The organism is Pseudolabrys sp., from assembly GCF_050250095.1.
Classification (GTDB): Bacteria; Pseudomonadota; Alphaproteobacteria; order Rhizobiales; family Xanthobacteraceae; genus Pseudolabrys.
Map to the genome: position 1 here is coordinate 69,579 of NZ_JBFWPH010000007.1, position 15,483 is coordinate 85,061.

A 15,483-nucleotide genomic window follows, 5' to 3' on the forward strand; every position below is an offset into this window, starting at 1 on the left:
CGCCCGCGGCGCGTCAGCGCTTGCCGGCGCGGAACTGGTGGCGATAGACGCCTTCCTCAAGGGTGATCGCCTTGGAGACCGCGCGCAGTTTGCGGCTGTCCTCGTCCGACAGCGTCTCGACGCTCAGCGTCCAGCTCTCGCGCTTCACCGGCACGCATTGCGCGATCGGGGTGCCCTTCGGCAGGACACCGTTGAAGCCGATGTCGTGCCAATGCGCGGGAAAGTGGACCAGACTGTCGTGATAGAGATCGCAATCGACCAGGCCCGTCAGCGTGGTGAAGGGCAGGTCGGCCCGGTTGACCGGATGTGTGAACAGCACCGAGTAGCCGGGCGGCGCTTCGATGCTCCAGAAATTGTTGAACTTGATCGCGAAACGGTCGTCCTGAAAAAACGGCGTGCCCTTGATCTGGCTCGAATCGTGGAACGCGAGCGGCGAGCGCACGAAATTGTCGATGGTGTTGACCGGCATGTCGAAGTCCCAGGTGAACTCGCCATTGTTCACCTTGACGTCGCACGGCAGCGGGATCAGGAAGCCGTACGTCATGGCGTCGATGAAGGGCGGGCAGCGTTTCACAGTCTGTCCCTCGACCTGCGAGGTGTCGTTGAAGGCCCGTTGCGGCAGCGCCTTGAACCAGTCCGGCAGGCCCTGCACGGCCGGGATCGGCGGCGGCAGTTTGCCGGCAAGCTCGGGCCGGCAGCGGAACGTCAGTGTCATCGGGCCGTCTTGATCCATCGCGCTTTTCGGGCTCCTGCGGTCTTCGGCGGGGACACTAACGCACCCGGCGGTGGGTGTCAGCGTCCGTTGACCGTCCTATATAAGTCTGGCACTCCGAAGCCTTGGGAACAGCGATGACGGCAGCGATGCAACAGCGTCACAGAACGATGGCGGTCGACGTGGGCGGCGTCACGGTCGGCGGCGATGCGCCGGTCGTCGTGCAGTCGATGACCAATACCGACACCGCGGATGTCGACGCGACGGTCCGTCAGGTCGCGGCGCTGGCGCATGCCGGCTCGGAACTGGTGCGCATCACGGTCGATCGCGACGAGGCCGCCGCCGCCGTGCCGCATATCCGCGACCGCTTGCGCAAGATCGGCGTCGCGGTGCCGCTGGTCGGCGACTTCCACTATATCGGCCACAAGTTGCTGGCCGATCATCCCGGCTGCGCCGAGGCGCTCGGCAAGTACCGGATCAATCCCGGCAATGTCGGCTTCAAGGACAAGAAGGACAAGCAGTTCGGCGCCATCATCGAGATGGCGATGAAGCACGGCAAGCCGGTGCGCATCGGCGCCAACTGGGGCTCGCTCGATCAGGAGTTGCTCACCACGCTGATGGATGAGAATTCGCGGTCCACGCAGCCGCGCGACGCCCGTGCGGTGACGCAGGAAGCGATGGTGCAGTCGGCGTTGCTGTCGGCCGCGCGCGCCGAAGAGATGGGGCTGCCGCGCAACCGCATTATCCTGTCCGCCAAAGTGTCGGCGGTGCAGGACCTGATCGCCGTCTATCTGGAACTGGCGCGCCGCTCGGACTATGCGCTGCATCTCGGCCTTACCGAAGCCGGCATGGGCACAAAGGGCATCGTGGCCTCGAGCGCGGCGATGGGCGTGCTGCTGCAACAGGGCATCGGCGACACGGTCCGCGTTTCATTGACGCCGGAGCCGAACGGCGACCGCACGCGCGAGGTTCAGGTCGCGCAGGAGCTGCTGCAGACGATGGGCCTGCGCACTTTCGTGCCGCTGGTTGCGGCCTGTCCCGGCTGCGGCCGCACCACATCGACGACGTTTCAGGAACTCGCCGGCGACATCCAGAGCTTCATCCGCACGTCGATGCCGGAATGGAAAACCCGCTATCCGGGCGTAGAGACATTGAGCGTCGCGGTGATGGGGTGCATCGTCAACGGGCCGGGCGAGAGCAAGCACGCCGACATCGGCATCTCGCTGCCCGGCACCGGCGAGCAGCCGACAGCGCCGGTCTTCGTTGACGGCAAGAAGGCCGCCACCCTGCGCGGCCCGACGCTCGCCGCCGACTTCAAGCAGATGGTGATCGACTATATCGAGCGCCGCTTCGGCGCGGGCGCGAAAGCCGCCGAATAACAGAGTGTTCCGCCGGGCCGCCGGTTAAGCCGTGCCCTTTCATTGCCGAACGTCGATTGCTATCTGAATAGAGGGCGACTCCGCATCGTTTTCAAGCTGCGAGGAGATCAGCCATGTCTCAATTGCAACCGTTTCCCTTCGGTGTTGCTGTCGGCGTCGTGTGGGGAGTCGGCATTTTGTTCGCCGGCCTGATGGCGATGACCGGCTATGGCGCGGTGTTCGTCAACGCGCTCGGCACGGTCTATATCGGCTACAGCGCGAGCATTGTCGGCGCCATCATCGGCACGGTCTGGGCGCTGGTCGACGGCTTTGTCGCCGGCGCGCTGATTGCCTGGGTCTATAACCGCGTCGCGTCGTAAGCCCGCCCGCGCGGCGATCCTAGATCGCGCTTGCGGCGATGTTCACCATCAATGCCATCAGCGCGACGTTGAAGAAGAACGCGACGATGCTGTGCGCGAGCACGGTGCGCCGGATCGGCCGCGAAGCAGTGGCGACGTCGGAGACCTGAAAGGTCATGCCGATGACGAATGAGAAATAGACGAAATCAAGGTAATCCGGGCTATCCTCCTCGGAGAAAGACAGTCCGCTCTTCTTGGCGTGGCGCTCGCCGTAATACTGATGCGCATAATGAAACGCGAAGATGGTGTGAATGAAGAACCACGACAGCAAGATGGTCGCCGCAGAAAGCGACAGCAGCGCCGCATCGGATTTTTCCTCTCCGCCGAGCAGCGCGATGATGGCGGCAAAGCTTGCGAGCGTTGCGGCGACGGTCAGAACCAGGATCAGCGTGCTGCCTTCGTCCTCGATGGCCGCCCGGCGGCGGATACGGTCGACGTCGAAGTGCGCCATCGGCCAGATCGAACCGAGGAGATAGCAGCCGATGCCGGCGTCCCAGCCGAGTAGCAGTCGGGCGGACAGCGACCAGTCGGTGGGGAAAATGAACGCGAGGCCGAGCCCGACAGCGGCGGCAACAAACAGCCGCATTCTCGCGTGGATCACGCGGACCGGCAGAGGGAGATGCGACACCGCTCTGGTCTTTCGCGCCATGCTGGCCTCCGGATCAAGCCTTTCGTGCCGCGACGAACCGCGCCGCCGCCCGCAGCATGTCGGCCTTCGGCCCGAACCGAGCAAGCGCGGTTTCCGCATCCCTGACGAGCGCTGAAAGCCGCGCCGCGGCGGCGTCGCGGCCGAGCAGCGCCGGCAGCGTCGCCTTGCCGGCGGCCGCGTCCTTGCCGGTCGATTTGCCGACCACCGCCGCGTCGCCTTCGAGATCGAGCAGATCGTCCGCGATCTGGAACGCCTGGCCGATCGCGCGGCCGTAACGGTCGATCGCCACGCGCGCCTTTTCGTCGGCATTGCCGAGCAGCGCGCCGGCATTGCATGCGAATAGGATCAGCGCGCCGGTCTTCATCGATTGCAATGTCGTGACGTCGTTTTCTTTCAACGCTGCCTTGCCGAACCGCCCTTCGGCGGCGAGGTCGAGCATCTGTCCGCCCGCCATGCCGCCGAGACCGGAGGCGCGCGCGAGATCGCGGATCAGCGCAATGCGCGTCGAGGTGTCGGGATGCATGGCTTCGCGCGCCATCAGATCGAAGGCGAAGGTGAGCAGCGCGTCTCCCGCGAGGATCGCGGTTGCTTCGTCGAACGCTTTGTGCGCGGTCGGCCGGCCGCGGCGGAGGTCGTCATTGTCCATCGCCGGCAGGTCGTCATGCACCAGCGAGTAGCAATGCACGCATTCGAGCGCCGCGCCCGCCATCAGTGCGCGCTCGCGACGGCTGTCGAACAGCGCCGCGGTCTCGATCAGTAGGAACGGCCGCAGACGTTTGCCGCCGCCGAGTGCGGCGTGGCGCATTGCCGCAAGCAGGCGCTGCGGCCGCGTAATCTCGCCCGGCTCGCATGTGTCGGCCAGCAGCCCGTCGAGCAGCGCTTGCGTGTCCGCCGCCGCCGCCTCCAGCCGGATTGCAAATTGATCCGCCACGCCTGCTGCCTCGAAATCCGCGCCTGAGCTTGCCCGTTTCGGTCATGGATAGGCTAACCTAACACGGAAGGAAACGGCGTGAGGCATCGGCAGCGTGGCGTTGAAGCGGATGCAATCCTGGTCCTGGAAATCCGGGATATCGCGGCTCCCGCCCTGGCGGCGGGTGCTGCGCGCGGCCGCCGTCACGCTCCTCGTGCTGGTCGTCGCGCCCTATCTGCTCGCGCCGCTCTACAATTTCGGCCATCCGGTCTCGACGGTGATGCTGTGGCGCTGGGTGACCTTCCAGCGGGTCGAGCGGGAGTGGGTGCCGCTCGCACGGATCGCGCCGGTTCTCGCGCGCAGCGTGATCGTCGCCGAGGACGGCCGCTTCTGCGGCCATGCCGGCGTCGACCTGCAGGAGCTGCAAGAGGTGCTCGCGGAGGCCGAGGAACTGGGCGATCTCGAGGATCTGCGCGGCGGTTCCACCATCACCCAGCAGCTCGCCAAGAACCTGTTTCTCTGGCAGGGCCGTTCCTACGTCCGCAAGGCGCTGGAGTTCCCGCTGGCGCTCTGGATCGACCTCGTGATGCCCAAGCGCCGCATTCTGGAGATCTACCTCAACGTTGCCGAATGGGGCCCGGACGGCACCTTCGGCGTCGAGGCCGGCAGCCGCCGCGCCTTCGGCAAGCCGGCCCGCAGCCTGGGGCCTCGCGAGGCGGCGCTGCTGGCCGCCATGCTGCCCAATCCGGTCCGCCGGGACGCCAAAAAGCCGGGCCGGGGCCTGCAAAGGCTCGCCGGGCTTTATGTTTCGCGGGCCCGCCGGGCCGGCGGGGCCGACGATTGCCTTCGTCCGGGCCACTAGCCACGCCGGATATCTTCCTCTATAAGCCCGGCCTTACTGAAATTCCGCTGTTCAGCGCCGTCTGGAGCACGAGTTATGGCCGTCCCGAAGCGAAAAACCTCTCCGTCCCGGCGCGGCATGCGCCGCTCCGCCGATGCGCTCAAGCAGCCGACCTATGTCGAAGACAAGGATTCCGGCGAGCTGCGCCGTCCGCACCACATCGACCTGAAGACCGGCATGTATCGCGGTCGTCAGGTTCTGAAGGTGAAGAAAGAGGCGTAAGCCTTTTCGCGGGAGGGTGGGGCCATGTGGCTTGTCGGGTTTCCCCTCCTGCTGATCCCGTTCGCGATCTACAACATCGTCGCCTTTCTGATGCCCGACGTGGCGTGGGACGGTCCCGCCACGTCGCTCGGTATGGCCTCCGGCGTCCAGTGGGCTATGACGACCGGCGCCTGGCTGCTTGTGCTCGCGGTCTTCATGCTGATGCTGGAGACCATCAAGGCGACGCGCACCAGTCCCCGCAGCATCGTCGATCACGCGCTGTCGCTGATCCTGTTTCTCGCGATGGTCGTCGAGTTCATCCTGGTGCCGCGCGCGGCGACCGCGACGTTTTTCATCATGCTGGTCATCGCCTTTGTCGATGTGGTCGGCGGCTTCGCCGTGACGCTGCGGACCGCGCAGCGCGACCTGACCATCGAGGGCCACGACCGCCTCGTTTCCTGATAACTGTTCTCAGCCGGATTTCCCATGCCCCGTGATTTTCATTTGCCCGGCCGTTCGCCGGTGATCTCGTGCAATGCGGTTGCCGCGACCTCGCATCCGCTCGCGACGCTCGCGGCGATCGACATCCTGCGTGCCGGTGGCAATGCGGCAGATGCCGCGGTTGCGGCCTGTGCGGTGCTGTGCGTGGTCGAGCCGCACATGACCGGCATCGGCGGCGATTGCTTCACGCTCGTCTCGAAACCCGGCCAGCCGGTGTGGGGTTACAACGGCTGCGGCCGCGCCGGCGCGGCGGCGAGCACCGAGGCATTGCTCGACAAGGGCATCAAGACTATCGGCAACTCGATCCATGCCGTGACGGTGCCCGGCGCCATCGAGGCCTGGGGGGAGATTCTGAAAACTCACGGCAAGCTCGGCCTCGATCGCGTGCTGCAGGCCGCGATTGGCTACGCCGAAGGCGGCTTTCCGGTGGCTTCGCGGGTGGCAATGGACTGGTCATTCAACATCGGCAAGCTGAAGAACGATCCGGGTGCGACGAAGCATTATCTATTCAACGGTGCGCCGCCGAAGGAAGGCGATGTCATTCGTGCGCCTGCGCTGGCCGCCACGCTGAGAACGCTTGCTGCAAAGGGTGTACGCGCCTTCTACGAAGGCGAGCTCGCCGAGGACATGGTCAGGACGGTGGCTACGCGCGGCTCTTTCCTGACGATGGACGACTTCGCCAATCACAGAGGCGAGGTTGTCGCGCCGATCTCGACGAATTACCGCGGCCTCGACGTTCTCGAAATCCCGCCGAACGGGCAGGGCCTCACCGCATTGGTGATGCTCAACATCCTCGAGACTATCGATATGAAGTCGCTCGACGCGATTTCCGCCGAGCGCTTTCATTTCGCGCTGGAAGCCGCGCGCATGGCCTATGGCGTGCGCGACAGCCACATCGCGGAAGCCTCCTTCATGCGCATCGCCACCGACGCGCTGCTCGACAAGGCGTTTGCGAAGAAGCTCGCGGCGAAGATCGATCCGGCTCGCCGCTCCGACCTGCCGAAGGCGCCGGCGCCGGGCAACGACACTATCTACCTCACGGTGGTCGACAAGGATCGCATGGCGGTGTCTTTCATCAATTCGCTCTACTCGGCGTGGGGCACCGGCATCGTCACCGAGAAGACCGGCATCTCGCTGACCAATCGCGGCGCGTGCTTCGTCGTCGATCCGACGCATCCCAACACCTTCGGTCCGGGCAAGCGGCCGATGCACACCATCATTCCCGGCATGGCGATGCGGAACGGCCGCTGCGCCTATTCGTTCGGCGTCATGGGCGCACACTATCAGCCGATGGGTCACGCCCAGGTCATCAACAACATCGTCGACTACGGCATGGACGTGCAGCAGGCGGTCGATGCGCCGCGCGTGTTCTTCGAGGGCGACGACGTGCTGGTCGAGCGCGGCATGCCACTGGCGGTGAATGAGGGTCTTGCCGCGCGCGGCCACAAGGTCAGCGTCACGCCCTCGCCGTGGGGCGGCGCGCAGATCGTCAATATCGACTGGGATCGCGGCGTGCTGATCGCGGGCTCGGAGCCGCGCAAGGACGGCTGCGCGCTGGGCTACTAGCGCGGGATTATCTTCATCGCTGTCCGGTAGGCATTCGCCGCCTCGGCGGGGTCGGCGCGGCGGCGCTCGCGGGTCTGCGGATGGCTCTGCTTCACGGCAATCAGGTGCGCAAGGAATGCGGCCGGACGGACCGCTGCGCGCCGCCGCGGCGACGCAGGGCCGAGCGCCGCCAACGCGCGGCATTCGCCGTCCGCGGGCTCCGCCGTTAACGTTTGCTCCACCACGCGATGTTCCCTTTCAGGACAGAAACCGTGCCTCTGCGAAGAACGTCGCAAGCACCGTGCCGGTTGCCCGAATTCACACATTGCTCATTGTAAACGCCGGGAAATCGCACTTTTCCCGGAAATTAAAGAATTCCCGCTATCGTCGGCGGTAAATCGAATGACCCAATTCGTGCCGGAACGCGCGGCTTGCCGTTCCAAAACGGGGCGAACGTGATCCGACCTGACGAGTCCTCATCTCCGGGCGAAAAGCTTCGCCTGCCGCAGCGTTTCACCGCCGCGGCCGGGCCTGACGCCGCGCAGGTGCTGCGCTCGATCGGCGAGGCGGCCTATGAGTGGCATCTCGACACCGACAAGCTGACCTGGAGCGGCAATGCCGGCGAGGTGCTCGGCATCGCCGACATGACGACGCTTGCGAGCGGACGCGCCTTTGCCGAGCGCACAGAAGCCGAAACGGATGCCAGCCGCTTCGACGCGGTGACGCGCTCCAACCAGCGGGACGACGGCAAGGGCGTGTTCTATCAGACGCAGTATGCCTTCAAGTCCGGAACCGGCGACGAAAAAATCCGGCTGGAAGACACCGGCCGCTGGTTCGCCGGCGCCGATGGCAAGCCGGGCCGCGCGCACGGCGTGGTGCGCGTTATTACCGAACGTTACGAGCGCGAGGCGAGCCTGACGCAGAGCGCGCGCTACGATTCGCTCACCGGCGAATTCAATCGCGGCTATCTGTTCGAGATGTTGAGTATGACGCTCGACGAAGCCGTGCGCTTCCGCGAATCCTGCGGCTTCCTGCTGGTCGCCATCGACCATCTCGAGCAGCTCAATATTTCATATGGCTACGAGGTTGCCGACGACGTGATCGCGCAGGTTGCGAAGCGCCTGCGCCAGCACATGCGCAACGGCGACCATATGGGCCGCTTCTCCGGCAACAAGCTCGGCATCATTCTCAAGAAGTGCTCGCCCGAGGAGATCACCGTTGCGGCGGATCGTTTCCTCGCCTGCATCCGCGAGGAAACCTTCCTCACCAATGCCGGTGCGGTCGCCGTCACCGTGTCGATCGGCGGCGTCACCGCGCCGCGCCACGCGCGCAATGCGCAGGAGATCATGGCGCGCGCGCAGGATGCGTTGTCCGAGGTCAAGATGCGCCGCAACGGCGCTTTTGCGATTTATCATCCGAGCGTCGAGCGCGAGACCTTGCGGCGCGAGAGCGCCCGCGTCACCGACGAGGTGGTTGCCGCGCTGAACGATCGCCGGGTCGCGCTTGCGTTCGAGCCGGTGGTGCATACTAAGACGCGCGACACGGCGTTCTACGAATGTCTGATGCGGGTCGCCCGCGCCGACGGCACATTCGTCCACGCCAACGAGATCATCCCGATTGCCGAACGTGTCGGGCTGGTGCGCATGCTCGACCGCCGCGTGCTGGAACTGGTCGTCAAGGAGCTGGTGGCGGTGCCGGAATTGAACGCCAGCGTCAACGTCTCGGCGGCCTCGACCACCGACGCCGGCTGGTGGGACGGCCTCGGCGCACTGATGCGCGCCCACGCCGGCGTCGCCGAGCGGCTGATCATCGAGATCATCGAAACGGCGATGATCAAGGACATCGATGATACCCGCGGCTTCGTCTCACGGGTGAAGGATCTCGGCTGCCGCATCGCCATCGACGATTTCGGCGCCGGTTACACCTCGTTCCAGAATCTGCGCAAGCTCGGCGTGGATATCGTCAAGATCGACGGGGCCTTCGTGCACCGCATGGCGTCGTCCGCCGACGACTATGCCTTCGTGCAGACGCTGGTGGATCTCGCCCGCCGGCTTAACCTGCAGGCGGTGGCGGAATGGGTGCCGGACGAGCAGACCGCGCAGATTCTCGGCCAGCTCGGCTGCGATTATCTGCAGGGTGAATTGATCGGTCTCGCGTCGCCCACCCACAAGTGGCAGCGTCCGGCGGAACCGGATACGCAGGCTTCGTGCGCCTAGATTATGGTCTCGTGGTTCTGAGTCAGTTTCCTGTCATGCCCGGCCTTGTGCCGGGCATCCACGTCTTGCTTCCCTAGTTGCATCAAAGATGTGGATGGCCGGGACAAGCCCGGCCATGACGATAAAACAAGAACTGCCCGTTTGGGGCAGCGGCCTCAGCCGCCGCCCATCTTGTCGAGCCGCTTCTGCATCTCGCTGAGCTGACGCTTCAACTCGTCGATGTCGTCGCCGCCCGCACCGCCGCGGCCCGCCGCGGTCTTTTCGCCGCGCGCGAAGGGGCTGAACATCGCAAAGGCTTTCTCGAACATTTCCATGTTGCGGCGGACCTGGTCTTCCATCGCGCCGAAGCCGCCTGCGCCGAAGGCCTGCGCCATCTGCTCGCGGAACTTGCCCTGTTCCTTGGTGAAGGTGTCGATCGACTGTTCGAGATAGCGCGGCACCAGCATCTGCATGCTGTCGCCATAGAAGCGGATCAGCTGCCGCAGGAAGGTGATCGGCAGCAGGCTCTGACCTTCCTTGTTTTCCTGCTCGAAAATGATCTGCGCCAGAACCGAGCGCGTGATGTCGTCGCCGGTCTTCGCGTCATAGACCACGAAGTCCTCGCCGGCCTTCACCATCGCCGCAAGATCCTCGAGCGTGACGTAGGTGCTGGTGCCGGTATTGTAGAGCCGCCGGTTGGCGTATTTTTTGATCGTGATCGGCTCTTTTTCTTGGTCTGCCATGCCTTCAAGTCCCCTTGCCCAGAGCCGAAGGATAGACAATTTTTTGCAGTGCGGGCCACCGTTTTGTGGCATCGCGACAAGCCGCTGCCAACGGCCTATTGATGCGAAAAGCCCTCGATTCCGGCCCGATTCCGCCGGGCCGTCGTTATTGACTCAAAATGGCGGCGTATTAAGGATGCGGCAGTGCAGAAAAACCTGCGGACCGTTTGCCGGAACGCCGACCGTAACAGGAGCCTCGGATGAAAGACGACATCGTCATCGTAAGCGCAGCGCGCACCCCGGTCGGTGCGTTCAACGGATCGCTGTCGAGCCTGCCGGCTCACGAGCTTGGCAAGGCGGCCATCACGTCGGCGCTGGAGCGCGCCGGCGTCGAAGGCAAGCGGGTGTCCGAAGTCATCATGGGGCAGATCCTCACCGCCGGTGCGGGACAGAATCCGGCGCGTCAGGCTTCGATCGGCGCCGGTATCCCCGTCGAGAGCCCGGCCTGGGGCGTCAACCAGCTTTGCGGTTCGGGTCTGCGCGCGGTCGCGCTCGGCTATCAGGCGATCATGAACGGCGACAGCGACATCGTCGTCGCCGGCGGCCAGGAGTCGATGAGCCAGGCGCCGCACTGCGCGCATCTGCGCGACGGCGTGAAGATGGGCGACTTCAAGATGATCGACACCATGATCAAGGACGGCCTGTGGGACGCCTTCAACGGTTATCACATGGGCACGACCGCCGAGAACGTCGCCAAGCAGTGGCAGATCACGCGGGCGATGCAGGACGAGTTCGCGGTGAAGTCGCAGAACAAGGCCGAAGCCGCGATGAAGGCCGGCAAGTTCAAGGACGAAATTGCCGCCGTGACGATCAAGGGCCGCAAGGGCGACACCGTGGTCGACACCGACGAATATCCGAAGGCGGGCGTGACGCTGGACACGCTGGCCAAGCTGCGCCCGGCTTTCGACAAGGAAGGCACCGTGACCGCGGGCAGCGCCTCCGGCATCAATGACGGCGCCGCCGCTGTGGTGCTGATGAAAGCGAGCGAAGCCGCCAAGCTCGGCAAGACGCCGCTCGCGCGCATCGTCTCGTGGGCGCAGGCCGGCGTCGATCCCTCGATCATGGGCACCGGGCCGATTCCGGCCTCGCGCGCCGCGCTGAAGAAAGCCGGCTGGAAGCACGAAGATCTCGATCTGGTCGAGGCCAACGAGGCTTTCGCGGCGCAGGCCTGCGCGGTCAACAAGGATCTCGGCTGGGATACCGCGAAGGTCAACGTCAACGGCGGCGCCATCGCGATCGGCCACCCGATCGGTGCGTCCGGCGCGCGCGTGCTCGTCACGCTGCTCTACGAAATGCAGAAGCGTGACGCCAAGAAGGGCCTCGCCACACTCTGCATCGGCGGCGGCATGGGGATTGCGATGTGTGTTGAGCGCGGCTGAGGCCGCGCGAAAACACACCAGGAAAAACCCGTCGAGCGGTAGCGAAAACGCACCAATAAGAAAGATGCGTCGAACGCTAGTTCGGCGGAGCGTTAGCGAACGAAAGTCTTACAACTCATTGATCTGCGTCATCATGGCCGGGCAATCGCCCGGCCATGTTGTTTGTGGGCGCGTAACATGCTTGGATTCAGGTCGTGGGCATCCGAAAGGATGAAGAAAGGACCGAAGGGGAAATGCCATGTCTCGCGTTGCGTTGGTGACGGGTGGTTCGCGCGGTATCGGCGCGGCGATCTCGAAGGCGTTGAAGGCGGCCGGCTACAAGGTAGCGGCGAACTATGGCGGCAATGACGAGGCCGCGCAGAAATTCAAGGCCGAGGCCGGCATTCCCGTCTTCAAGTGGGACGTGTCATCCTATGACGCCTGTGTCGAAGGCATCAAAAAGGTCGAAGCCGAACTGGGGCCGATCGAGGTGCTGGTCAACAACGCCGGCATCACCCGCGATGCGATGTTCCACCGCATGACGCTTGAGCAGTGGCAACAGGTGATCGGCACCAATCTCGGCTCGCTGTTCAACATGACGCGCCCGGTATGGGAAGGCATGCGCGCCCGCAAGTTCGGCCGCGTCATCAACATTTCCTCGATCAACGGCCAGAAGGGCCAGATGGGTCAGGTGAACTATTCGGCGGCCAAGGCCGGCGACCTCGGCTTCACCAAAGCTCTGGCGCAGGAAGGCGCGCGCGCCGGCATCACCGTCAACGCCATCTGCCCCGGTTATATCAACACCGAAATGGTGCAGGCAGTGCCGAAGGACGTGCTGGAAAAGTCGATCCTGCCGCAGATCCCGATCGGCCGGCTCGGCGAGCCGGAGGAGATCGCGCGCTGCGTCGCCTTCCTTGCCTCCGACGACGCCGGCCTGATCACCGGCGCGACCATCACCGCAAACGGCGGGCAGTATTTCGCTTGATCGCGGCTGACGGGGAATGACGGGCACGCGCGCGACGCTCTCGGGTCTTGCCGCGATCGCGATGTGGTCGCTGCTGGCCGTGCTGACGGTGGCAAGCGGCACCGTGCCGCCGTTTCAGTTGGCCGCGCTCACCTTCGCGATCGGCGGTGCCATCGGCCTCGGCTGGATCGCCGCCACCGGCAACTGGCTGGTGCTGCGCCAGCCGCTCAAGGTGTGGGCGCTCGGCGTCGCCGGCCTGTTCGGCTACCACTCGCTCTACTTCATCGCGCTGCGCTTCGCGCCGCCGGCGGAAGCGGGATTGCTCAATTATTTCTGGCCGCTGCTGATCGTGTTGTTCTCCGGCCTGCTGCCGGGAGAGCGTTTGCGGGTGCATCACGTCGTCGGCGCGCTGCTCGGCCTTGTCGGCACGGTGGTGCTGTTTCTCGGGCAGGGGCTCGCGCCGGCTTTGCAATTCGCGTTCGGCTACGGCGCGGCGTTCTGCGCGGCCTTCGTCTGGGCGGGCTATTCGGTGCTGTCGCGGCGCTTCGCCATGGTGCCGAGCGCGGCGGTCGCCGGGTTCTGCGTGGCGACCGCGATCCTCGCCGCGCTCTGTCATCTTGCGGTCGAAACGACCGTGTGGCCGCAAGGCGCGGCGGAGTGGCTCGCGGTCGTCGCGCTTGGTGTCGGTCCGGTCGGGCTTGCGTTCTATGTGTGGGACGTCGGCGTCAAGCGCGGCGACATTCGCCTGCTCGGCGTCGCGTCCTATGCCGCGCCGCTGTTGTCGACGCTGGCGCTGGTGGTCGCCGGTTACACCGCGCCCCGCGCCACGCTCTGGCTCGCCGCGCTCTTGATCGCGGGCGGCGGGCTGCTGGCGGCAAAGGATATGCTCCGGCGCAAGGTCCGCGGCTAGCGAGGCTCGCTGGCCGGAGTCCAATCCTTCGGCGCCAGCTCGAAGCCGGCGAAGTCGAAACCCGGCGCCACCGTGCAGCCGACCAGCGTCCAGTCGCCGAGGCTTTCGGCGGCCTGCCAGGCGCGTGCCGGAACCACCGCCTGCGGCGCTTCGTCGGCGGCGATGTCGGGGCCGAGCCGCACGATCATTTCCTTGGCGCCATCGACGATCTCCAGCTTGAGCGGCGCGCCGGCGTAATAATGCCAGACCTCGACGGCATCGACACGGTGCCAGTGCGAACGCTCGCCGCGCGCCAGCAGGAAATAGATCGCGGTCGAGGCGGCCCGTGCGTCGGCCTCGCCGCGGTCGCGGAAGGTCTCGCGGAAATGCCCGCCCTCCGGATGCGGCTTCAGGTCCAGCATCCGGATCATGTCGGCGGCGGTGGGTGCGGTCATGTCAGAACTTGTTCTTCCGCTCGCGCACTTCGGCGAACACCTTGTTTGCGGGCGCCCCCGCGAGGCCGACCGCGGCGGCGACTTCGGGCGCGTCGGCGCGCAGGAAGGTGTTGGCTTTCTTTTCCTCGCCGATCGTCACCGGAATGGTGAACGTGCCGGCGTCGATCTGCTTCTTCGCCTCGTCGGCGCGGGCGAGCAGCGCGGCGTTGCCGCCCTCGATGCTCAACGCGAATTTGATGTTGGCGAGCGTGTATTCGTGGCCGCAATAAATTGCGGTTTCGTCGGGAAGGTCGCGCAGCTTCTTCAGCGAATCCCACATCTGGTCCATCGTGCCCTCGATGACGCGGCCGCAGCCGATCGAGAACAGCGTGTCGCCGACGAAGGCGGCCTTGGCGCCGTGGAACCAATAGGCGATGTGGCCGAGCGTGTGGCCGGGCGTTTCGATGACATTGGCGGACAGCTTGCCGACCGAAACCTTGTCGCCCTCGCGCACGGTCTCGTCGACCGCCGGGATCTTCGTGGCTTCGCCGGCCGGCGCGACCACGCGGCACTTGTATTTGCTCTTCAGCGCCTCGATGCCGCCGACATGGTCGTGATGGTGGTGCGTGACCAGAATGTCCGTCAGCTTCCAGCCGGTCTCTTTCAGCGCGGCTTCGACGGGCGCGGCTTCCGGCGCGTCGATGGCGGCGGTGGCGCCGGTCTCGGAATCGTGGATCAGCACGCCGTAATTGTCCTGGAGGCAGCGGAACAGGCGGATTTCAGCGGACATTGGAACTTTCCTGCAAATGACGGTCGAAGTGATGGTCGGTGAACCTTAACACGCGCGTCGCGCGTGCGGCCAAACCGCGATCGAGCGTTTTGCCGCGATTTTCATGCTAGATATTGCGCATGTCGAACGACGTTGTCGACCTTCGGAGTTTCTACGGCCAGCGGCTCGGCGTCGTGGCGCGGCGCTTCATCGGCCGCGCGGTGCGGGGCCTGTGGGGCGACACGCGCGGCAAGCGCGTGCTCGGCATCGGCTACGCGACGCCCTATCTCGGCCTGTTTCGCGAGGAAGCGGAGCGCTGTCTCGCTTTCATGCCGGCGACGCAGGGCGCGATCAAATGGCCGACCTCGCGGCCCGCGCTCGCCGCGCTGGTCGATGAGCATGAATGGCCGCTGCCGGACGCGGCGGTCGATCTCGTGCTGCTGGTGCATTCGGTCGAGATGTCGCGCGACGCCGCGTCGCTGTTGCGCGAGGCGTGGCGCGTGCTCGCGCCAGGCGGCCGTTTGCTCGCGGTGATCCCGAACCGGCGCGGATTGTGGGCGCGCATGGATACGACGCCGTTCGGCCACGGCCGGCCTTATTCGCGTTCGCAGATCACGCAGCTCCTGCGCGAGACCTGGTTCACGCCGCTGTCGTGGAAGGAGGCGCTTTATGTGCCGCCGGTCTCGCGCGGCTGGTTCCTGCGCTCGGCGGTCGCCTGGGAGCGCACCGGCGCCACGTTGTCGGCACCGTTCGCCGGCGTCTATCTGGTCGACGCCAGCAAGCAGGTCTACCGGCCGGTGTCCGCGCGCAAAGAAAAACGCCGGCTCGTGCCTTCGCTCGAGCCGGCGCTGGCGCCATCGCCCGGAGGCGCGGCGCGAACGTCGATGACGGACTAA

General features: G+C 65.5%; 18 protein-coding genes. 11 read left to right on the forward strand and 7 right to left on the reverse strand.

The genetic code is table 11. The annotated features are described in order from the left end of the window. Positions 1 to 13 precede the first annotated feature (13 nt). Positions 14 to 715, reverse strand: coding sequence for a hypothetical protein (locus tag AB7F10_RS18140; RefSeq protein ID WP_428564141.1), 702 nt, complete (start codon positions 713 to 715; stop codon positions 14 to 16). A 134-nt stretch (positions 716 to 849) separates the two neighbouring features. Here AB7F10_RS18140 and ispG point away from each other — a divergent pair, with 134 nt between their 5' ends. Further along, positions 850 to 2,091: a flavodoxin-dependent (E)-4-hydroxy-3-methylbut-2-enyl-diphosphate synthase gene (gene ispG, locus AB7F10_RS18145; protein WP_428564144.1), complete on the forward strand. Its 1,242-nt coding sequence runs from the start codon at positions 850 to 852 to the stop codon at positions 2,089 to 2,091. A gap of 113 nt (positions 2,092 to 2,204) precedes the next feature. Next, positions 2,205 to 2,450 (forward strand): bacteriophage holin, encoded by a 246-nt coding sequence (locus tag AB7F10_RS18150; protein WP_428564147.1) that lies wholly within the window; start codon positions 2,205 to 2,207, stop codon positions 2,448 to 2,450. A gap of 19 nt (positions 2,451 to 2,469) precedes the next feature. Here the strand turns inward: AB7F10_RS18150 and AB7F10_RS18155 are convergent, their stop codons facing one another. Continuing rightward, complete coding sequence (locus tag AB7F10_RS18155) at positions 2,470 to 3,138, reverse strand: DUF1345 domain-containing protein (protein WP_428564150.1); 669 nt, start codon at positions 3,136 to 3,138, stop codon at positions 2,470 to 2,472. Positions 3,139 to 3,151: 13 nt separating this feature from the next. Next, on the reverse strand, positions 3,152 to 4,069 hold the full coding sequence (locus AB7F10_RS18160; RefSeq protein WP_428564153.1) for a polyprenyl synthetase family protein: 918 nt from the start codon (positions 4,067 to 4,069) through the stop codon (positions 3,152 to 3,154). Between the two features lie 109 nt (positions 4,070 to 4,178). On the opposite strand from AB7F10_RS18160, the gene AB7F10_RS18165 reads away from it, so the two are divergent. The 4 genes from AB7F10_RS18165 (at position 4,179) to ggt (ending at position 7,217) form a co-directional block, all read left to right on the forward strand. After that, positions 4,179 to 4,910: a biosynthetic peptidoglycan transglycosylase gene (locus AB7F10_RS18165; protein ID WP_428564156.1), complete on the forward strand. Its 732-nt coding sequence runs from the start codon at positions 4,179 to 4,181 to the stop codon at positions 4,908 to 4,910. Positions 4,911 to 4,985: 75 nt separating this feature from the next. Further along, positions 4,986 to 5,171, forward strand: coding sequence for a 50S ribosomal protein L32 (gene rpmF / locus AB7F10_RS18170; protein WP_428564159.1), 186 nt, complete (start codon positions 4,986 to 4,988; stop codon positions 5,169 to 5,171). Positions 5,172 to 5,195: 24 nt separating this feature from the next. Then, positions 5,196 to 5,612: a hypothetical protein gene (locus AB7F10_RS18175; RefSeq protein WP_428564162.1), complete on the forward strand. Its 417-nt coding sequence runs from the start codon at positions 5,196 to 5,198 to the stop codon at positions 5,610 to 5,612. A gap of 24 nt (positions 5,613 to 5,636) precedes the next feature. Continuing rightward, positions 5,637 to 7,217: a gamma-glutamyltransferase gene (gene ggt, locus AB7F10_RS18180; protein ID WP_428564165.1), complete on the forward strand. Its 1,581-nt coding sequence runs from the start codon at positions 5,637 to 5,639 to the stop codon at positions 7,215 to 7,217. On the opposite strand, the gene AB7F10_RS18185 is transcribed toward ggt, so the two are convergent. Further along, the gene (locus AB7F10_RS18185) at positions 7,214 to 7,441 is read right to left on the reverse strand and encodes a hypothetical protein (RefSeq protein ID WP_428564168.1); all 228 of its coding nucleotides are present in this window, start codon (positions 7,439 to 7,441) and stop codon (positions 7,214 to 7,216) included. The two genes, ggt and AB7F10_RS18185, sit on opposite strands and share 4 nt — an antisense overlap. 210 nt (positions 7,442 to 7,651) lie before the next feature. Here AB7F10_RS18185 and AB7F10_RS18190 point away from each other — a divergent pair, with 210 nt between their 5' ends. Continuing rightward, the gene (locus tag AB7F10_RS18190) at positions 7,652 to 9,412 is read left to right on the forward strand and encodes an EAL domain-containing protein (protein WP_428587197.1); all 1,761 of its coding nucleotides are present in this window, start codon (positions 7,652 to 7,654) and stop codon (positions 9,410 to 9,412) included. Between the two features lie 155 nt (positions 9,413 to 9,567). On the opposite strand, the gene phaR is transcribed toward AB7F10_RS18190, so the two are convergent. Then, positions 9,568 to 10,134: a polyhydroxyalkanoate synthesis repressor PhaR gene (phaR, locus tag AB7F10_RS18195; protein ID WP_428564174.1), complete on the reverse strand. Its 567-nt coding sequence runs from the start codon at positions 10,132 to 10,134 to the stop codon at positions 9,568 to 9,570. A gap of 239 nt (positions 10,135 to 10,373) precedes the next feature. Between phaR and AB7F10_RS18200 the strand changes: the two genes are divergently transcribed. The 3 genes from AB7F10_RS18200 (at position 10,374) to yddG (ending at position 13,405) form a co-directional block, all read left to right on the forward strand. Beyond that, the gene (locus AB7F10_RS18200; protein ID WP_428564177.1) at positions 10,374 to 11,552 is read left to right on the forward strand and encodes an acetyl-CoA C-acetyltransferase; all 1,179 of its coding nucleotides are present in this window, start codon (positions 10,374 to 10,376) and stop codon (positions 11,550 to 11,552) included. A 238-nt stretch (positions 11,553 to 11,790) separates the two neighbouring features. Beyond that, entirely contained in the window at positions 11,791 to 12,516 is a 726-nt protein-coding gene (locus AB7F10_RS18205; RefSeq protein WP_428564180.1) for a beta-ketoacyl-ACP reductase, read from the forward strand. A gap of 16 nt (positions 12,517 to 12,532) precedes the next feature. Next, positions 12,533 to 13,405: an aromatic amino acid exporter YddG gene (yddG, locus tag AB7F10_RS18210; RefSeq protein WP_428564183.1), complete on the forward strand. Its 873-nt coding sequence runs from the start codon at positions 12,533 to 12,535 to the stop codon at positions 13,403 to 13,405. On the opposite strand, the gene AB7F10_RS18215 is transcribed toward yddG, so the two are convergent. Both AB7F10_RS18215 and gloB read right to left on the reverse strand, forming a co-directional pair. Further along, positions 13,402 to 13,839 carry a cupin domain-containing protein gene (locus AB7F10_RS18215; protein WP_428564186.1) on the reverse strand — a complete coding sequence of 146 codons (438 nt, stop codon included), beginning with the start codon at positions 13,837 to 13,839 and terminating at the stop codon, positions 13,402 to 13,404. The two genes, yddG and AB7F10_RS18215, sit on opposite strands and share 4 nt — an antisense overlap. A gap of 1 nt (position 13,840) precedes the next feature. Next, positions 13,841 to 14,608: a hydroxyacylglutathione hydrolase gene (gloB, locus tag AB7F10_RS18220; protein ID WP_428564189.1), complete on the reverse strand. Its 768-nt coding sequence runs from the start codon at positions 14,606 to 14,608 to the stop codon at positions 13,841 to 13,843. 119 nt (positions 14,609 to 14,727) lie between these two features. Here gloB and AB7F10_RS18225 point away from each other — a divergent pair, with 119 nt between their 5' ends. Further along, positions 14,728 to 15,483, forward strand: coding sequence for a class I SAM-dependent methyltransferase (locus tag AB7F10_RS18225; protein WP_428564192.1), 756 nt, complete (start codon positions 14,728 to 14,730; stop codon positions 15,481 to 15,483).